The sequence below is a fragment of the Flavobacterium limnophilum genome (assembly GCF_027111315.2).
Classification (GTDB): domain Bacteria; phylum Bacteroidota; class Bacteroidia; order Flavobacteriales; family Flavobacteriaceae; genus Flavobacterium; species Flavobacterium limnophilum.
This window is the reverse complement of record NZ_CP114289.2, coordinates 3,638,721-3,655,267: the sequence shown is the minus strand read 5'-3', so window position 1 is coordinate 3,655,267 and position 16,547 is coordinate 3,638,721. Positions and strand designations below refer to the sequence as shown.

At 35.1% G+C, this 16,547-nt stretch carries 18 protein-coding genes; 8 read left to right on the top strand and 10 right to left on the bottom strand.

Annotated features, from left to right (window positions below):
- Positions 1 to 164: 164 nt before the first annotated feature.
- The 4 genes from OZP13_RS15205 to OZP13_RS15190 all read right to left on the bottom strand — a co-directional run bounded on the left by OZP13_RS15205 (position 165) and on the right by OZP13_RS15190 (position 4,380).
- A complete protein-coding gene (locus OZP13_RS15205; RefSeq protein WP_269240960.1) occupies positions 165 to 746 on the bottom strand; it encodes a hypothetical protein in 582 nt (193 codons plus the stop codon).
- Positions 747 to 886: 140 nt separating this feature from the next.
- Complete coding sequence (locus OZP13_RS15200) at positions 887 to 3,292, bottom strand: M28 family peptidase (RefSeq protein ID WP_281297716.1); 2,406 nt, start codon at positions 3,290 to 3,292, stop codon at positions 887 to 889.
- A gap of 16 nt (positions 3,293 to 3,308) precedes the next feature.
- Positions 3,309 to 3,659: a hypothetical protein gene (locus OZP13_RS15195; RefSeq protein ID WP_269240959.1), complete on the bottom strand. Its 351-nt coding sequence runs from the start codon at positions 3,657 to 3,659 to the stop codon at positions 3,309 to 3,311.
- 172 nt (positions 3,660 to 3,831) lie between these two features.
- The gene (locus tag OZP13_RS15190) at positions 3,832 to 4,380 is read right to left on the bottom strand and encodes a YfiT family bacillithiol transferase (RefSeq protein ID WP_281297715.1); all 549 of its coding nucleotides are present in this window, start codon (positions 4,378 to 4,380) and stop codon (positions 3,832 to 3,834) included.
- A 208-nt stretch (positions 4,381 to 4,588) separates the two neighbouring features.
- Between OZP13_RS15190 and OZP13_RS15185 the strand changes: the two genes are divergently transcribed.
- Both OZP13_RS15185 and OZP13_RS15180 read left to right on the top strand, forming a co-directional pair.
- On the top strand, positions 4,589 to 4,912 hold the full coding sequence (locus tag OZP13_RS15185; protein ID WP_281297714.1) for a single-stranded DNA-binding protein: 324 nt from the start codon (positions 4,589 to 4,591) through the stop codon (positions 4,910 to 4,912).
- Between the two features lie 22 nt (positions 4,913 to 4,934).
- Positions 4,935 to 5,363 carry an HRDC domain-containing protein gene (locus tag OZP13_RS15180; protein WP_269240958.1) on the top strand — a complete coding sequence of 143 codons (429 nt, stop codon included), beginning with the start codon at positions 4,935 to 4,937 and terminating at the stop codon, positions 5,361 to 5,363.
- 71 nt (positions 5,364 to 5,434) lie between these two features.
- Here the strand turns inward: OZP13_RS15180 and OZP13_RS15175 are convergent, their stop codons facing one another.
- The 6 genes from OZP13_RS15175 to metG all read right to left on the bottom strand — a co-directional run bounded on the left by OZP13_RS15175 (position 5,435) and on the right by metG (position 11,483).
- The gene (locus tag OZP13_RS15175; RefSeq protein ID WP_281297713.1) at positions 5,435 to 5,638 is read right to left on the bottom strand and encodes a hypothetical protein; all 204 of its coding nucleotides are present in this window, start codon (positions 5,636 to 5,638) and stop codon (positions 5,435 to 5,437) included.
- Between the two features lie 110 nt (positions 5,639 to 5,748).
- Positions 5,749 to 6,264 carry a ferritin gene (locus OZP13_RS15170; protein ID WP_281297712.1) on the bottom strand — a complete coding sequence of 172 codons (516 nt, stop codon included), beginning with the start codon at positions 6,262 to 6,264 and terminating at the stop codon, positions 5,749 to 5,751.
- 159 nt (positions 6,265 to 6,423) lie between these two features.
- On the bottom strand, positions 6,424 to 7,053 hold the full coding sequence (locus tag OZP13_RS15165) for a chloramphenicol acetyltransferase (protein ID WP_281297711.1): 630 nt from the start codon (positions 7,051 to 7,053) through the stop codon (positions 6,424 to 6,426).
- Positions 7,054 to 7,181: 128 nt separating this feature from the next.
- A complete protein-coding gene (locus OZP13_RS15160) occupies positions 7,182 to 8,384 on the bottom strand; it encodes an OmpA family protein (RefSeq protein WP_281297710.1) in 1,203 nt (400 codons plus the stop codon).
- Positions 8,385 to 8,653: 269 nt separating this feature from the next.
- Positions 8,654 to 9,343, bottom strand: coding sequence for an HAD family hydrolase (locus OZP13_RS15155; protein ID WP_269240955.1), 690 nt, complete (start codon positions 9,341 to 9,343; stop codon positions 8,654 to 8,656).
- A 79-nt stretch (positions 9,344 to 9,422) separates the two neighbouring features.
- The gene (metG, locus tag OZP13_RS15150) at positions 9,423 to 11,483 is read right to left on the bottom strand and encodes a methionine--tRNA ligase (protein WP_269240954.1); all 2,061 of its coding nucleotides are present in this window, start codon (positions 11,481 to 11,483) and stop codon (positions 9,423 to 9,425) included.
- A gap of 324 nt (positions 11,484 to 11,807) precedes the next feature.
- Here metG and OZP13_RS15145 point away from each other — a divergent pair, with 324 nt between their 5' ends.
- From OZP13_RS15145 to serS, 6 genes are all read left to right on the top strand, one after another.
- Positions 11,808 to 12,227 carry a lipocalin family protein gene (locus OZP13_RS15145; protein ID WP_269240953.1) on the top strand — a complete coding sequence of 140 codons (420 nt, stop codon included), beginning with the start codon at positions 11,808 to 11,810 and terminating at the stop codon, positions 12,225 to 12,227.
- 135 nt (positions 12,228 to 12,362) lie between these two features.
- Positions 12,363 to 12,533: a hypothetical protein gene (locus OZP13_RS15140; protein WP_281297709.1), complete on the top strand. Its 171-nt coding sequence runs from the start codon at positions 12,363 to 12,365 to the stop codon at positions 12,531 to 12,533.
- A 116-nt stretch (positions 12,534 to 12,649) separates the two neighbouring features.
- Entirely contained in the window at positions 12,650 to 12,877 is a 228-nt protein-coding gene (locus OZP13_RS15135; RefSeq protein ID WP_269240951.1) for a CDGSH iron-sulfur domain-containing protein, read from the top strand.
- Between the two features lie 134 nt (positions 12,878 to 13,011).
- Positions 13,012 to 13,551 (top strand): DMP19 family protein, encoded by a 540-nt coding sequence (locus tag OZP13_RS15130; protein WP_269240950.1) that lies wholly within the window; start codon positions 13,012 to 13,014, stop codon positions 13,549 to 13,551.
- A 380-nt stretch (positions 13,552 to 13,931) separates the two neighbouring features.
- The gene (locus OZP13_RS15125) at positions 13,932 to 14,897 is read left to right on the top strand and encodes a sensor histidine kinase (RefSeq protein ID WP_269240949.1); all 966 of its coding nucleotides are present in this window, start codon (positions 13,932 to 13,934) and stop codon (positions 14,895 to 14,897) included.
- Between the two features lie 180 nt (positions 14,898 to 15,077).
- Positions 15,078 to 16,349, top strand: coding sequence for a serine--tRNA ligase (serS, locus tag OZP13_RS15120; protein ID WP_281297708.1), 1,272 nt, complete (start codon positions 15,078 to 15,080; stop codon positions 16,347 to 16,349).
- The last annotated feature ends 198 nt before the right edge of the window (positions 16,350 to 16,547 follow it).

Genomic DNA, 16,547 nt, shown 5'->3' with positions numbered 1-16,547 from the left:
AAAAAGTAAATTTTTGAGTTTACTTTTTTGGATTACAGAATTTAGTGATTTTTAAAATTTCCCTCGCTACAGGAAAGGACTCTTGGAGTTATGGGGAATTGTTGCAGGTTTTACGTTTTTTGGATTGGGTAATTTGAGATGTTTGTTTGTAACAGTTGTTGGTTTTATGCTTTTAAACTTTCTATAGACTTCATTTGATAAAGATTATCTAGCAACTCTTGGAAAAGGTTTATTAATGATTTTAAATGTTCGATATCTTTAATTTCTCCATCAACATAAAATTGTAATTCAAATTCTTTTTCAGGAAGTTTATTTTCCCAAACACCTTTTTGATTAGATATTTCTAGATTAACTTCTTTCTGAGTTTCTATCAAAGTTCTAATTTTTTGATTTTGAAGTAAACTTTTAATTTTAAATTCATTATTTGCTTTGATAATAAAAGCGTTGTCAAATTCTGGACGACCAATTTCAATATCCTGAGCTCCAAATATTTTTTCAATAGATCTAATGAAACCATTTCGATAAATCTCAAATCTAAAATTATCTTTAGAAATAATCGGACTAATTATGCGGGTCATTTCTTTTCTATACTGGTTTGACCATATTGTGTAGTTGTCGAAAATTATTTCCCACCCTTTATAATCAATTTCAGCTTTGTCTGAAAGCCAAGATTCCTGTCTTTCAATAAATTTGCCACCTGTTACGTTTGCAAACTCTTCCCAGATATTAATTTTATTTTTCACCATTAAAATACTTTGGTTCTATTTTTAGTTTTTTTCTGAAGCTTAACTCTAACTCTTATTTACTAACCATAAAGGGATTTTAACCATCCCAATTTTGGTTGGCTTTCTTTTATAACACGGCTATTATTTAGTTAATATAACTATTAATTTGCAGCTGGAATTGCATTTCTCAAACTGTCTTTTTCAATCACCAAACTATCTTTTTGAATAGCATTTCCAATATTCAAAGGAATGGGTTTAACCGTTTTTGCCGAAGGTTTTATTTTCTGTTTAATTATCACGGCATCATTCAAAACAAAAGGCGTTGGCATCATCCAATCGGCTCTTTTTGCCATTTTAAATAGCGGATTGCTCATCAAATCGAAGGAACTTTCCATTAAAACCAAATCCAAAACACTCGAAGCAGCCACACTGAATTCTATTTCCAGCGGAAGTTGATCCACCACATAGTAGCTCAACAATTTCTTGCCTTTTCGTTCGTATTTGGAACTCTTTTGTCCCAACAATGACAAACCATTGGCCTTGAAATTTTGGATTACCAGGTTTTCATTGGCAAGAACATCATAACGATTAACTTTTCGGGTGGGCGTGATTCGGATTTTTAAATAGCGATTGCCGCCAACAACGCTATCTTTCAGGAATTCTACAACAGGTTTTGAAAGTATTTTAATTGGCGCATCGGCGGTGAAAGTAAACCCAGAATTGTACTTGCTGGGTAACGAAATGGAGCTTAATACTTTGGCATCTTTTGTGTTTTGACCCAAATAGGTTTTTGTCCATTCGTCCAGATTAGTGTCGTAAGTCGCCCAAGTGGCCTTGTTTTTGTCGGCATCCAAAATATAGACCAAACTATTGGATTTGGCTTTGCCCAATTCATAACCGGAATAATAATGGGCTTTGGCAAAAAATCCAATCGAAATCACCAACAAAATCACGGACATCTTTCCTTTTCGTCTAAATGGACCAAAAACAGGCAACAATAAACCAAAAGTCAAGGCAGTGAGAATGGCACTTCCAAACAGTACTTTCAATCCTAAACCTATCGGGAACATTTGAATAAACGGTGCGATAAGCAACAAGGCGGGAATGCTCAAAAAGAGGTTCAATATCCATTTTGATTTTTGGGTAAGTACAAAAGAAGCCAACATCAGCAATCCTGCAAAAGCGGGAATAATCAAAAATCCTGCGCCTTTCAGGAAGAAAGCCAGTAATCCATTGATGAGAATCCAAAGGAACAATGGCGCAACATAATGGTTCATCGTCACTTTTTTGACAGAGAAACGTTGGTAAAAAGCAAAACAAATCGACAAAGTCAACAGCACAAAAGCCGCAATGTAATCGTGTCCGTTATAGGTAAATCCGTTGAGCAAATCGTTGTATTGCGGATAGAGCACTAACAATAATTTCCATCCCAAAAAGGTGATTAATCCCGAAACTAATAGCGAACCCAACAACGGAATAAATCCTTTTCCAATTTCTTTCAGGGACAAAATTCTTTTGGCAATTCCAATGAATATAAAAAACATTAAGAGCACAAAAGCAATAATTACCATTGGCAAAACCCAACCAAAAGGATAACTGATGAAGGTAAAAGGAATCGAAAAATACACATCATCCTCGGTGGCTTGTGTCGTGTTCAAATCAGCATTCGAAAAATAATCCAACAACGGCATCAAGTATTTTCCTTGATGTGCCAAGGTGTTTTGATCCAAATGATTGCTATCGTCTTGAGCGGTGTGGTAGTTGTAATGCCCATCGATAAAAGCAAAATTGTAGCCTTGAATATTGCCGTTTTTTCTAAAAACAGTCAGGTCAGTGTCGTTGGGCAACATTTTGTAAATACTGTACATCAAGGAATTTGAAACAGGATATTGGGTTTTTGCAGCAGCAAATTGTTTGACCAATCCGGCATTTCCGGCATTGGTTTCCATCAACATATAACTTGGGCCAGAACTTCCTCGGGCTTCAAAATTTAAGACCAAACCCACTTCTTTTGCCCAATGATGTTGGGTTACAAAAAGTGCGGCACCATTCAATCCTAATTCTTCTGCATCCGAAAACAGAATAATGATGTCGTTTTTGGGTTGTTTTTTGTTGTAGGTAAAAGCACGAACGCTTTCCAGGATTGTCGCCACGCCCGAACCAGCATCGCTTGCGCCTTTTGAATAGGAATGTGGCGCGCTGTCATAATGCGAAAGCAGGAGCAGGGCTTTGTTGCTGTTGGTGCCTTTTATTCGAGCCAGAATGTTTTTGCATTTAGTCAAAGTTCCCCAATCCGAAAAGGCAAAACCTTCCTGAATGGAAGTCTCCAAGCCCATATTTTGCAATTCTTTCAACAAATAATTGGCCACCAGATCGTGGTTTTCGGAACCTATAAAATGTGGTTTTTGGGATATGTTTTTGACTTGTTCCAAAGCTCTTTTGGTCGAAAATTCCGAAAGTGGCTCATCGTCATCGGATGTCCATTGGGGCATCATCGTGAAGAAAACAAATCCAAGAATAGCAAGGATAAATAAAACGGATAAAATAGAGGAATAATTTTTTTTCATAATGGTAGATTGGGATCTAAATTTCTTTTTTGACCAGCATATAATAGTCGTCTTCTAAAACACGATAGCCTTGATTGTAAACAAAATAGTAGGTGTTTCCGGTTTTGGTTTCCAAAATATTGGTAAAAAATTCAAAATCGAATCCTTTGCTCAACAGTTTTGACTTGGTGGTTTTTCCTTTTCCATCGACATTCAATGCCGAAAGAATACGGTAGTTTTTGCGCAATTTGTTGTTTACGTTGCGCATAAAATTAGTGCTGTCCTTGTTTATTTTGTTGTTGTAGGCATTGCGGCAACCGTCGCTGCAAAATTTTTTGTCCTCGCGACCCACAATTTTGTCTCCACATTCCAGGCAGGTTTTGTCCATAGTTTTCGTTTTAAAACGCTATTGTAAATATTGCAAACATTTTTTTAAACCATTAAGAGGCATTAAGCAAATTAAGTTTTGTGTTTTTCTTAATGGATCTTAAATTTCTTAATGGTTTGAAATTTATTTTAAATATTTCGACTTTTATCATAAAATTTAATAGATACATTTCTTAAAATTGACCTTTGTGCAACAAGGCTTGTTCAATATGTGCCAAATGATGGTTGCAATGCCAAGCATAAACTCCAATGGTTTCCTCTAAATTAGCCAATTTGAGGTTTTCTGGATGGAAAAATTGTCGGTTTAATTCTTTTTTGCCAAGACTTTTCAAAAGTAAAACCCAACGAGCATGAACGCCTTCGATGATTTGAAGGGAGGGAAAAATATCGTTCGAATTGCCATCGGCGAGTTCAGCCCACAATGCTTCTTCATAAGGTTTTATCGTTGGAACATCTTCGGTCAAAGCCAGTTTAAATCGAACAATACTATTGATGTGGCTGTCGGCACAATGATGCACGACTTGTTTGATGCACCAACCTTTTGGTCGATACACCCAATTCAATTCTTCGACAGAAAGGGTTGAAGTCAGGTTTTTTATTTTGGAAGGAAAATTTTCGATGGTTGCAATCCAAGTTTCCAAATCATTTTCGGTTATGGGATCAGGTCTGTGAAATTTTCCAATCGGAAATTTTAGCTTTTCTAGGGTTAAATGGTTTTTCATTGGATAGTCATTAATTCTGTTAAAATCAACCAAATATAATGAATATTTTCCATTTACAAACGGTTACAAATAGTTACAACCGAAAGTAAGCAGTTATCTACCGAATAAAATTTTAAAGCCGTCGCATCTTTGCCCTGTTGATTTGAACGAACAATTCAGCAAAAAATAATTATACACCAACAATTTAAATTTAAACGCCATGAATGCAATGAAAAACACAGTACAGTTAATCGGTCACGTAGGACAAGAGCCAGAAATCAAAAATCTTGATGGAGGAAAAAAAGTAGCCAATATCACAATGGCCACCAACGAAGTTTATTACAAAGAAAATGGGGACAAAGTAGAAAAAACAGAATGGCACAAAGTGAAAGCTTGGGGGAAAGTTGCCGAAATCATTGAAAAATATGTTACTAAAGGCAAAGAAATTTGTATAGAAGGGAAACTAACTTACAGTGATTATCTTGACAAAAACGGAGAAAAACGCTATGTTACTGAAATCGTGGCGAATGATATTTTGCTTTTGGGAAAATAGTTTAACTTTTAAATAGTTAGCCATGAACATCAAAGTTTTTAATATCCGCCTTGATAAAGAGCATTGTCAGGAAGATCAAAACAGGATGAACCAGTTTCTGGATTCTGTCGAAATCAAATTGACTTCCACGAATTTTGTAACTACTACAACCGTGGATTTTTGGTCTGCTGTTGTTTTTTATGAACCAAAAAAGGAAAGTAAATCTGCTGTTAATGACACAGAATTAACATTTGAGGAAAAGAAAATCTATTTTGCTTTGAAAAAATGGAGAAGTGATAAGGCGCAGCAATTAATGTTGCCTCACTATATGATTTGTCATAATTCAGAATTGGTTTCCATTGCCATCAAAAAACCACAAAGTCTTGAGGATTTTAAAACTGTAAAAGGGTTTGGAGAAAATAAAACAGCTAATTACGGCGATGATATCATTTCACTTTTAAATGCTTTGTAGAATTGAAAATTAATAAATTTTTGAAATAAATTTTTAACCAAAAATGCCCTCTCAATCGGAGGGCATTTGAATTAGGAAACAATTTTAAATAAATCAAACATTGGACAGCGGTCGCAACGTTTCTTTTCGCTTTTTTTATATTTTTCGCAACAGCTAGACTTGCATTTTTTTGCTTTCTTGATTTTGTCAAGATTGTCTTTTTTCTTCTTTTTCTTTTTTTTATCTTTTTCCTTTTCTTTCTTGCTCACTTTGTAAAGAATTAAAAACCAATACAAAGGTATGTTGTTTTTATCTATTCTAAATAAAGTTTATGTGTTTTTTGATAAAAAAAATGCCTTCAAGAAAATCAAATTCTTGAAGGCATTTTCAGTTGTCAGGGTAACGACTATTTTGGAGCGGAAGCACTTGCGGCAACCGCAATTTGTTGGATGTCCCGGTCAAATAAGTACAAGCCTCCTTTGTCGTCGCCAATCAAGTTGATTTTGTCTAAAATGGTTTTGGCGGTAGCTTCCTCTTCAATTTGTTCGGCAACATACCATTGCAGGAAGTTGTGCGTGGCATAATCCTTTTCTTCAAAAGTGATGTGCACCAATTCATTGATGGAATTGGAAACAAAAATCTCGTGTTTGTACAGTTCCTCAAACATTCCTTTAAAAGTTTCGTAAGTGGTTTTGGGCGCTTTCAAATCGGTGATTTGTGCGTGGCCTCCGCGCTCGTTCACGTATTTTATCAACTTGAGCATGTGTAGACGTTCTTCGTCGGATTGGGCATACATAAACTTGGCGATTCCTTCCAAGCCACTCACTTCCGACCAACAGGCCATTGACAAATAAATTTGGGAAGACTCTGCCTCAATGCGAATTTGTTTGTTTAAAGCGATTTCTATATTTTTTGACAGCATAATTGTAAGTTTTTAGTAAAGTTAAAAAAAAATAATTCAAAGCGGATGATTGCTTTAAGAAAAGATTCAACTTCTTGGAATTCCTTTAAAATAAGGGTTGTTTTATTAAAAATGTTTAATTTTTTGAATTCAATTTGTCAAAAAGGGAATGAATGCAAATTATTGATTCATCAATTCCTGAAAATAATCCAGAAATTGGGCAACGTGATAACCATCCATCAATCCATGATGTACGTGAATGGACATCGACATGGTTCTTTTGCCGTCTTCGCCAATCATCATTTTTCCAAAAGAAATTTTAGGGCAACTATCTGGAAAAGTAAAGCTTCTGGCGTGAGAAAGGGACGTGAAATTGATCCAAGGAACGGCCGAAAAATGAATTAAATTATTGTTTGGAAATTCTCGGGTTAAAAGTCCCGATGTGTTTTGTATTCTTTGAATTTCTTCTGACGTGTTTTTTGCAAAAATTTCAAAATCGGGTGAATATTCAATCAACGAAAACCCGAAAGTATGGTCTTCGCGCATTATGGTTGCGGAGACATCAATGGTATCAAAAATGTAAATGGCATTGTCAATTATTCGATAACGAAAGGATTCAATTGCATTTACGGCAACCATGGTTTTGTGCAAATAGTAAGTAAAAAAGGAAGTCCCCAATTGTTTGGCAGTTGCATAGGCTTTCGTGCAATCTATTTCGACGGTTAAACCAAAGAAAGGTTCTTCGAATTGTTTAAAAAACAGAAAATGTTCTTTTCGGTTCCAATTTTCAAGGTCTAAAAGGGTTTTCATTGTTTTGCAAAAATTTATTTTCACAAAAATAGGGCAATTCTTTTACTTTTTTCAGGACTAGACAACGAATAAAAAAGCCCTAAAAGAAATTTCCTTTAGGGCTTTTTGTGTGCTAAAAAAAGCTTAGCTTATTTTATTTTAAAAGTAACTTTTCTAACTAGACTTCTAGCAGAATCAGAATCTTTGCTTACAGAAGTATCTTCTCCAGCTCCAACTATTGTCAATCTTGATGCGTCAACATTAGCTTTAACCAAAGTTTCTTTTACATTATTGGCTCTTGCATTTGATAATGTATTGTTGTAAGAAGTGCTTCCAATCTCATCAGCATATCCTGTAATTTCAATATTAGCAGAAGGATTGTTTCTAAGGTAAGTCAAGATAAAATCAATATTTCCAGTAGAATCTGCAGTAGGTGTAGATTTGTTAAAGTCATAATAAACTCCAACGTATCCACCATTAATTAATGTTTTAAGGTCTGATTCTGTCGTCTGAACAACAGTGCCTTGAGCATCTTTTACTACAATAGTTTTTCCTTTTGTATTAACCACTGCGCCAGGAGCAGAGTTCGGCTCTTCGTCTTTAAAGTCAGCTACGCCATCATTATCAGAATCTTGAGTTAATTTAGCTTCTAAAGCAGCCAATTTGTCCTCTAATTCAGCTGTAGGATTTATAACAACCCAGTCAGCATGTTTTGTGTTTTTACCTAAGTAATAAGTTAAACCCGCAGTACCTGTGAAAAGAATTCCTTGAAAGCCATTGGTTCCATTAAAATTACTTCCGTCAAAATTAAGATCTTGTTTTGCAGTAACAATGGTAGTAAAATCTCCTGTTAAAGCAAATCTGTCACTTAATCTAATTTGACCCGTTACACCTCCAATAAAATTACCCATTTTGTCTTTGCCAGCAGAATTTTGGTCTTCAAGTTGCGCAACACCAACACCAGCATGCAATAACAAACCGATTGTATTTGTCCAATCTTCAAAATTTAAAACTCTACCTGCGTTTACGACTCCTTGTACAGCTACTCTGTAAAGTTTAGTGTCAAAATTAACCGATCCTGTTTCTTCTTGAAAAGAGTTATAGCCAAAATCAGCTTTCAAACCGAATTTGTTGTTGAACATATATCTTGCCCCAAGATTAACCACATAAGGACTAACTATTTCGGTGTAAGCACCTGCTCCCATCGGTCTTTGTGGTTTGTTAAATCCTCCATCTAATTCAACCGACCATTTGTTGTAGTCGTTGTTGCTTTCCTTTTTTTCAGTTTCAGTTTGAGCTTTTAAGCTTGCAAATGAACCAGCAAAAATCAACGTCAGTATAATTTTTTTCATAATTTTTTGTTTTAAATTTAGTGCTGCGAATTTATGGCATAAGCCTCAATAAAGCTAGGAAAACCGTGAATTACGTAAGAATTAGTGATAATTATATAAAACTATGTTTTTTTTGTTTTTCAATAATTTATGGGTTTAATTATTGATGAATTTGAAGTAGATACGGGATATGATTATTCTAAATAGTGTGGAAGGATTAATTTGGAGGTGTAAGGATTTGAAAAATATAAAAAAAAAACAAATAATGCTTGTGAAAACAGTCGAGGATATTAAGTATTTATTTTTTTGAGTACATCAGTTATTTTATCAAATGTAAAAAATTTTTCGTGTATTACTTTATGGTCAATTTTTTCATGTGCCCAAGTAGTGTGAAATGGAATGTGAACAGCATAACCGCCAATGGCCAAAACCGGCAAAACATCCGATTTTAAGGAATTACCAATCATAAAGAATTCATTAGGTTGAATCTCCAAACGTTTTAATAAGTCGGTATAATCCACTTCTTGTTTGTCAGACATCACTTCAATGTGATGGAAATATTTGCCTAAACCTGAATTATGCAATTTTCTACGTTGGTCCAGTAAATCTCCTTTGGTGGCAACCACTAATTTGTATTTTCCGTGTAAAGCCTGTAGAGTTTCTTCAACACCGTCTAATAACTCAATAGGTTTTTCGAGTAATTCTTTACCGTATTCAATGATTTTTTCGATGACTTCAACTGGAATGGTATTGTTCGATATTTTCATCGCTGCCTCGATCATCGAAAGAATATAGGCTTTGATGCCGTAACCATAGATTTTCAAGTTGGCTATTTCAATCCTAAAGAGTTCTTGCGAAATTCCTTGATGCGACAAATAATCCTCCATCAAGCCACAGAACTTTTGTTCTGTTTCCTGAAAATATGGCTCGTTCACGAATAAGGTATCATCGGCGTCGAAAGCAATTACTTTTAGGTTCATTTCTTTATTTTTTTAAACACAGATTTCACAAATTAGCACAGATTAATTTGTGCTAATTTGTGAAATCCGTGTTGGTCTTTTAATTTATCGTCTCACCATTCGCAACCCCATCAGCATCCGGGTTCACGAAAACCAGTTTGCCTTCGGCATTGTTAGTCATCAAAATCATTCCTTGGCTTTCCACACCACGAAGGTTTCTTGGTGCCAAGTTTACTAAAACTGTTACTCGCTTTCCGATGATGTCTTCCGGTTTGAAACTCTCGGCAATTCCAGAAACAATGGTGCGAACGTCAATTCCAGTATCAACTTTTAGAATCAACAATTTGTTGGCTTTCGGCATTTTTTCTGCTTCTAGAATGGTTCCGACACGCAAATCCATTTTGGCAAAATCCTCAAACTGAATTAATTCTTTTTGAGGTTCTGCTACTTTATTTTCAGCGTAATTGGCAGTTTTTGTAGCTTCCAATTTGTCGATTTGTTTTTGGATTTCTTCGTCTTCAATTTTGGCAAAAAGCAATTCGGCTTCGCCAATTTGGTGTCCTGCAGGAATTAAATCGGAATTGTCAGCAACTGTTTTCCAGTCAATTTTATTTTCAATTTTCAGAATTCTTGAAAGTTTTGTAGCAGTAAATGGCAAGAAAGGCTCACAAAGTGAACTCAAAGCGGCAGCAATTTGCAAAGCCACATACATTTGGGTTTGCACACGAGCTGGATCGGTTTTCACCATTTTCCAAGGCTCTTCGTCGGCAAGGTATTTATTTCCCAATCGGGCAACGTTCATCAATTCGCCCAAAGCTTCACGGAATCTATAACGTTCGATAGAACTCGAAATCACGGCTGGATAAGCCTTTAATTCCGCTAAAGTTTGTTCATCTACTTCCGAAAGTTCCTTTGGACTTGGGACAATTCCTTCGTAATATTTATTGGTCAAAACCACCACACGATTGATGAAGTTTCCAAAAATCGCTACTAATTCATTATTGTTTCTTGCTTGAAAATCTTTCCAAGTAAAATCATTGTCCTTCGTTTCTGGTGCATTCGATGTCAAAGCATAACGCAAAACATCTTGTTGATTCGGAAATTCTTCCAAGTATTCGTGCAACCAAACGGCCCAGTTTTTAGATGTAGAAAGTTTGTTTCCTTCTAAATTCAAGAACTCATTCGCAGGAACATTGTCTGGCAAAATATAGCTTCCTTCGGCTTTCAACATTGCCGGGAAAATGATGCAATGGAAAACAATATTGTCTTTCCCTATAAAGTGAACCAATTTTGTGTCTTCATCTTTCCAATAAGGTTTCCAATCTTTTCCTTCTCTCGCAGCCCATTCTTTCGAAGAAGAAATGTAGCCAATCGGCGCATCAAACCAAACATATAATTTTTTTCCTTCGGCACCTTCCACAGGAACATCAATTCCCCAATCGAGGTCACGAGTTACTGCGCGAGGTTCCAGTCCACCGTCAATCCAAGATTTTACTTGTCCGTAAACATTGGGTTTCCAGTCATTTTTATGTCCAACGAGAATCCACTCTTTCAAGAAATCTTCATAACGATCCAAAGGCAAAAACCAGTGTTTTGTCGATTTCAAAATAGGAGTTTCTCCCGTAATAGTCGATTTTGGATTAATCAAATCCGTAGCATTTAAAGTCGAACCACATTTTTCGCATTGGTCGCCATAGGCTTCTTCGTTACCACATTTTGGGCAAGTTCCCACCACAAAACGGTCTGCCAAAAACTGATCTGCTTTCGCATCATACAATTGTTCGGTCACTTCCTCGATAAAATCACCTTTATCATACAAGGTTCTAAAAAATTCCGAAGCCGTTTCGTGATGAACTTTCGCCGAAGTTCTGGAATAATTATCAAACGAAATTCCAAAATCCGAGAATGATTTCCGGATAATTCCATCGTATTTGTCGATTACTTCCTGCGGAGTAACGCCTTCTTTCTTGGCTTTCATCGAAATCGCCACGCCGTGTTCGTCGCTTCCGCACACAAACAAAACGTCTCTTCCTTGCAATCTTAAATAACGAGAATAAATATCCGAAGGCACGTAAACACCCGCCAAATGCCCAATATGAATGGGTCCGTTTGTATAAGGCAATGCCGCCGTAATGGTATATCTTTTTGGATTCTGTAACATAATTCAGTTTAATTTGCTGCAAAAATAAGGAATTATTTATTGTCATTGTGCGGAAGGTGGCAATCAGAAGCTATTTAACTAGGTCGAATCCAAGATGTCTTGCTATCCTTTATGAATATATTCACTAAACGCCAAAGTGAATAATAACAAGGTAAAGTAATCTTTTATTTTGAAATAAAAAACGAAAAAGAATTTCTATGCTCTATTTGGACTAGTAATTTATTAAATATCAAAGTAATAATATAATTTATATTAATAATTGTGTAACATTCTTTGGCAGCTATAAGGCTAATTTAGCCATTATTAATTTTAAATAAATCAAACATGAAAATTAAAAGCATTTTATTTGCATTAGCGTTAAGTGTCGGATTATTTGCAACCTCTTGTAATTCTAATGATGAAAACGAAGGAGATACATTAGCTCCTTTAGTAGGGAAATGGGGTATTGTCAAAGTGGGCACCAATATTAACGGTGTAGAAACATTGGCTGATCCGCCACAAAACACAAGTGGCTGTGACCATGATTTTATTAATCTAAAGATTGATAATACAATGACTTCAGGAGATTATAGTTCTATTGTTAGTCCTTGTGCGCTCACAACTACTTCAGGAACTTATTCCAAAGGCGATAGTAAAGTAACAATTGTTCTAAATGGTGTAACCACTACTTACGACATTGTTAATCTTACGCTTAGTGAATTAAAGTTGAAAAATGGGAACAATATCTGGGTTTACATCAGATAATTAATTTATTCTGGTGCTAGATTCTGCTTCTTTGAGAAGTAGAATGAAACGGAAATGACTTTTAAAGTTGTTTCCGTTTTTTTTTATGGATTGAAAATTTATATTTGTAACCATAATTATTGAAGATTATAAATTATGGCAAAAGGACCTGAAAAAAACACCAAAAACAAGGCTTTGCATACCAAATTGCTCAATCGGAAAAAGGCTAAATTGCAAGAAGAGAAAAAAGAAAAAACAGCACGATTGAAAGTCTTAGTAACCAAAATGAATCAGCAAAAAAATAATGACCAGCCTTTAGAGTCTTAAGCTCGCCATATTTTGTAGGGAGGAATTTTAATCCATCCAAAATGTGATAGTTTATAGAAAAAGTGCCGTAGGTATGGATAATTTTCGCAACTTTGACCTCTTAAACCAAAAACAATATGAGCAAGACAAAACTAATAATCAATAAAAACGGATCGATAAAAATCGAAGGGGATTTTGAAATAATGGATCAAGATGGTGTCATTTATGGCTTAGAAGGAAGAACAGCATTGGGCCTTTGTCGTTGTGGATTATCATCCAACAAGCCTTTTTGTGACGGTTCACATCGTAATAATTTCGAAGGTGATTCAAAAGCATTTGATTTGCCGCCAATGAAAACAAAATAAAGATTAGTCTTTTCAATAATTTCAAAAGCTACATTTTTATCAATGTAGCTTTTTTTATTTATTCAAAACCGTCGTCAAAATTTCTTTTCTGTTTTTATTTAACGGAAATTTGCCCAATATTTAAAATTTAAAATATGGAATTCGGTAGAATAATAGTTTCAGAAACAGCCTTCAATAGTGAGAATCTTCAAGACATCATCAATTCGAATATTTCGGTTATCAATTTGATGCGAGAGGAAAAAATAGACGACGAATTCATTCACGAAGATGCCTTGATGAGTTATTATTTGGACTATTATTATTCGCAATATGTTGCGGGAAACTTTGCCCAATTTGTGCATCATTCGGGTTGGAATGCCGAACTGAACGAATTGATTGAAGAAGGTTTGGCCTTGATTGGCGCCGAAAAGCATTTGGAATTATTCCAACAACAATCCAAAAAAGTGAAATTAATGAGCAGTGTCAAGCTCAATAAATTCCTGAAAGGAAAACTGGAAGGCGTGAACCCAACTCGGGATTTGCTCAACAGCGACACTTTTTTCGAATTGGAAGAAAACCTGGTTACTTTGAACGCCAATTTCCTGAAATCACACCCCGATTTCGAAGTTCTTTCAGTCGATGAAATGTTCGCCACCTTGGAAGAATTCGTGGGTCACGAGATTAAGAGAGAATAATTTTTTTGCAAGTTTAAAATCAAAAAAATTTTTAAGTCGTTGTTTGTGTTTTGTTTAGTTGTTTTTTGGGGTTGTTTTTCAAAATAAATAAAAAACATGCAAAATTAATTTTCAGCAATAGCATGGAACTTAATGACTTTTAACTTAAATTTATTTTAAACTAAGCATACATTTTCTTAAATTCGTTCAGGTATTCAATAAATGACTCAAATGTTTTTGGTTTAATGCCTTCTATAAATGAAATTCCTAAATAATCTATGGTAAGTTTTTTCGAAATTTTTGATTCATTTATAGATTCAATAGCTGTAATTAACAAAAAAGGTGAAATTGTCTATACAAACTTTGCTTGGAAATGTTTTTCGGGTCAAAATTTTGGTTCTTTGGACAAGACAGATGTTGGTGTAAACTATTTGGATGTTTGTGGAAGTGCAACTGGTAAAGATTCTAAAGATGCTTTAAGAGCATCAGTAGGGTTGCAAAGCGTGATTAAAAGGGAACAACTTCTTTTTGAAATGGAGTATCCTTGTCATTCATTAAACGAGAAAAGATGGTTTATTTTGAGATGCACTCCACTGAAAGGCAACGATGATTTATCAATTGTATCGCATATTGACGTAAGTCAACGAAAAATTTCTGAAGAGATTGTTAATAAGCAAAACAAGCAATTGAAAGAAATTAACAAACGCCTGGATTCCACGGTGTTTAAAATTGCCCACGATATACAGACTCCTTTAAATTCAGTTATTGGCCTAATCCAGTTATCAAGGATAGACAATGAATCGATAGATGAATATTTTTCACTTATTGAGCAAAGTGCTTTTAATCTGAAATCCTTCGTACAAAAAACGCTTGAGATATCGATATCAACCAATACTTGTAAATCAGTGGATTTTAATAAATTATTAAGTGATTTCTATGAGTCTATTAAATATAATCCCAGCCTGGAAAAGGTGAAAATTGAAACAACCGTATGTCAAACTGACGAATTTTACACTTATGAAAACGAAATGAAATCGGTTATTTCAAATCTTATAGGCAATAGTTTGAAATACTATGATACCAAGAAAGAAAATCCATTTATATTGGTTACAATCGATTCAAATAATTTTGAAGCAAAAATCACCATCAAAGACAATGGAATAGGCATCAGCAAAGAAATGCTTTCCAAAATTTTTGATTTCAATTTTCAGGCCGAGAAAGAACAAAGTGAAGGAATTGGAATTGGTTTGTCTTTAGTAAAAGAATCTATTGATTTAATGGAGGGAGTTATAAATGTAAATTCAGAATTAGGTGTTGGTACAGAATTCATTGTAATTATTCCAGATTTAAAGAAAGTTAAAGATTGATATACTAGTCAAACAACAAGAATTATTTAATAAAGCATAAAAAATACTCTTTATCTTCCTAATACATTCATGCATCTTCGTAGAATAAATTTTCAATTTAAAGTTTGTCCCTATCTTATCAAACATTTCCTTAAATTTGCTACCAAATATTATAAAATTTAGCGTTAAAAAAATCAAGCTATGTTACAAATTGCATTTATTAGAGAGAATCAAGAGAAAGTAATCAAGGCTTTGGCAAAAAGAAACATGGATGCCAAAAGTGTTGTTGAAGAAGTGGTACAACTGGATGAACGCCGTCGCGCCACGCAAGTGGAGTTGGACGGAATTTTATCAGAATCTAATAAATTGTCCAAAGATATTGGCGAATTGATGAAAGCCGGCGAAAAATCTAAAGCCGCCATTCTCAAAGAAAAAACGGTTCTGTTAAAAGAAAAAAGCAAAGCTTTAGCCGAAACAGCTGAAACTCTTGCTGCCGAGCTTTTGGAAAAACTATACACTTTACCCAATCTTCCCGCCGACATTGTTCCCGAAGGGAAAACTCCAGAAGACAATTTGAACGTTTTCGAAGAAGGCGAAATTCCAGTTTTGCATGAAGGCGCACAACCACATTGGGATTTGGTAAAAAAATACGACATCATCGATTTTGAATTAGGAAACAAAATTACAGGCGCAGGATTTCCGGTTTACAAAGGAAAAGGAGCCAAGTTGCAACGTGCCTTAATCAATTATTTCTTGGATAAAAACACGGCTGCAGGTTACAATGAAGTTCAGGTGCCTCATATGGTCAACGAAGCTTCGGCTTATGGAACGGGACAATTGCCGGACAAAGAAGGACAAATGTATCACGACAAAACCGATGATTTGTACTTGATTCCAACGGCAGAAGTTCCGGTAACCAATTTGTTTCGTGACGTGATTTTGAACGAAAACGAATTGCCAATTTTAACCACGGCTTACACACCTTGTTTCCGTCGTGAAGCAGGATCTTATGGCGCTCACGTTCGTGGTTTGAATCGTTTGCACCAATTTGACAAAGTGGAAATCGTGCGAGTGGAGCATCCTGATAAATCCTACGAAGCTTTAGAAGGAATGGTCGAACACGTAAAAAATATTCTTCAAGAATTGAAATTACCATACCGAATATTGCGTCTTTGTGGCGGCGATATGGGTTTCACCTCGGCTTTGACGTATGATTTTGAAGTGTATTCTACGGCGCAAGAACGTTGGCTGGAAATCAGCTCAGTTTCTAATTTTGAGACTTTTCAAGCGAATCGTTTGAAATTGCGTTTCAAAGATAAAGACGGAAAAAACCAATTGGCACACACCCTAAACGGAAGTTCATTGGCTTTGCCAAGAGTACTTGCAGGAATTTTAGAAAATTACCAAACTCCAGAAGGAATCGTAATTCCTGAGGTTTTGCGAAGCTATTGTGGGTTTGATATAATAGACTAAAAATTTTACCATGTAAGGCATTAAGGTCATTTAAGTTTTGTGAATAATTTATACAAATTATGGATTCAGTAACATTTTGGAAAATTATTGTTCAAAGTCTTATGGTAATAACCGTTGGTGTATTTATATTGCGATATGCGAAGAAACTGCCAGAAAGTAAATTGTTTAGTATAAAATTTAAAGGTTATGCTGCTGGAG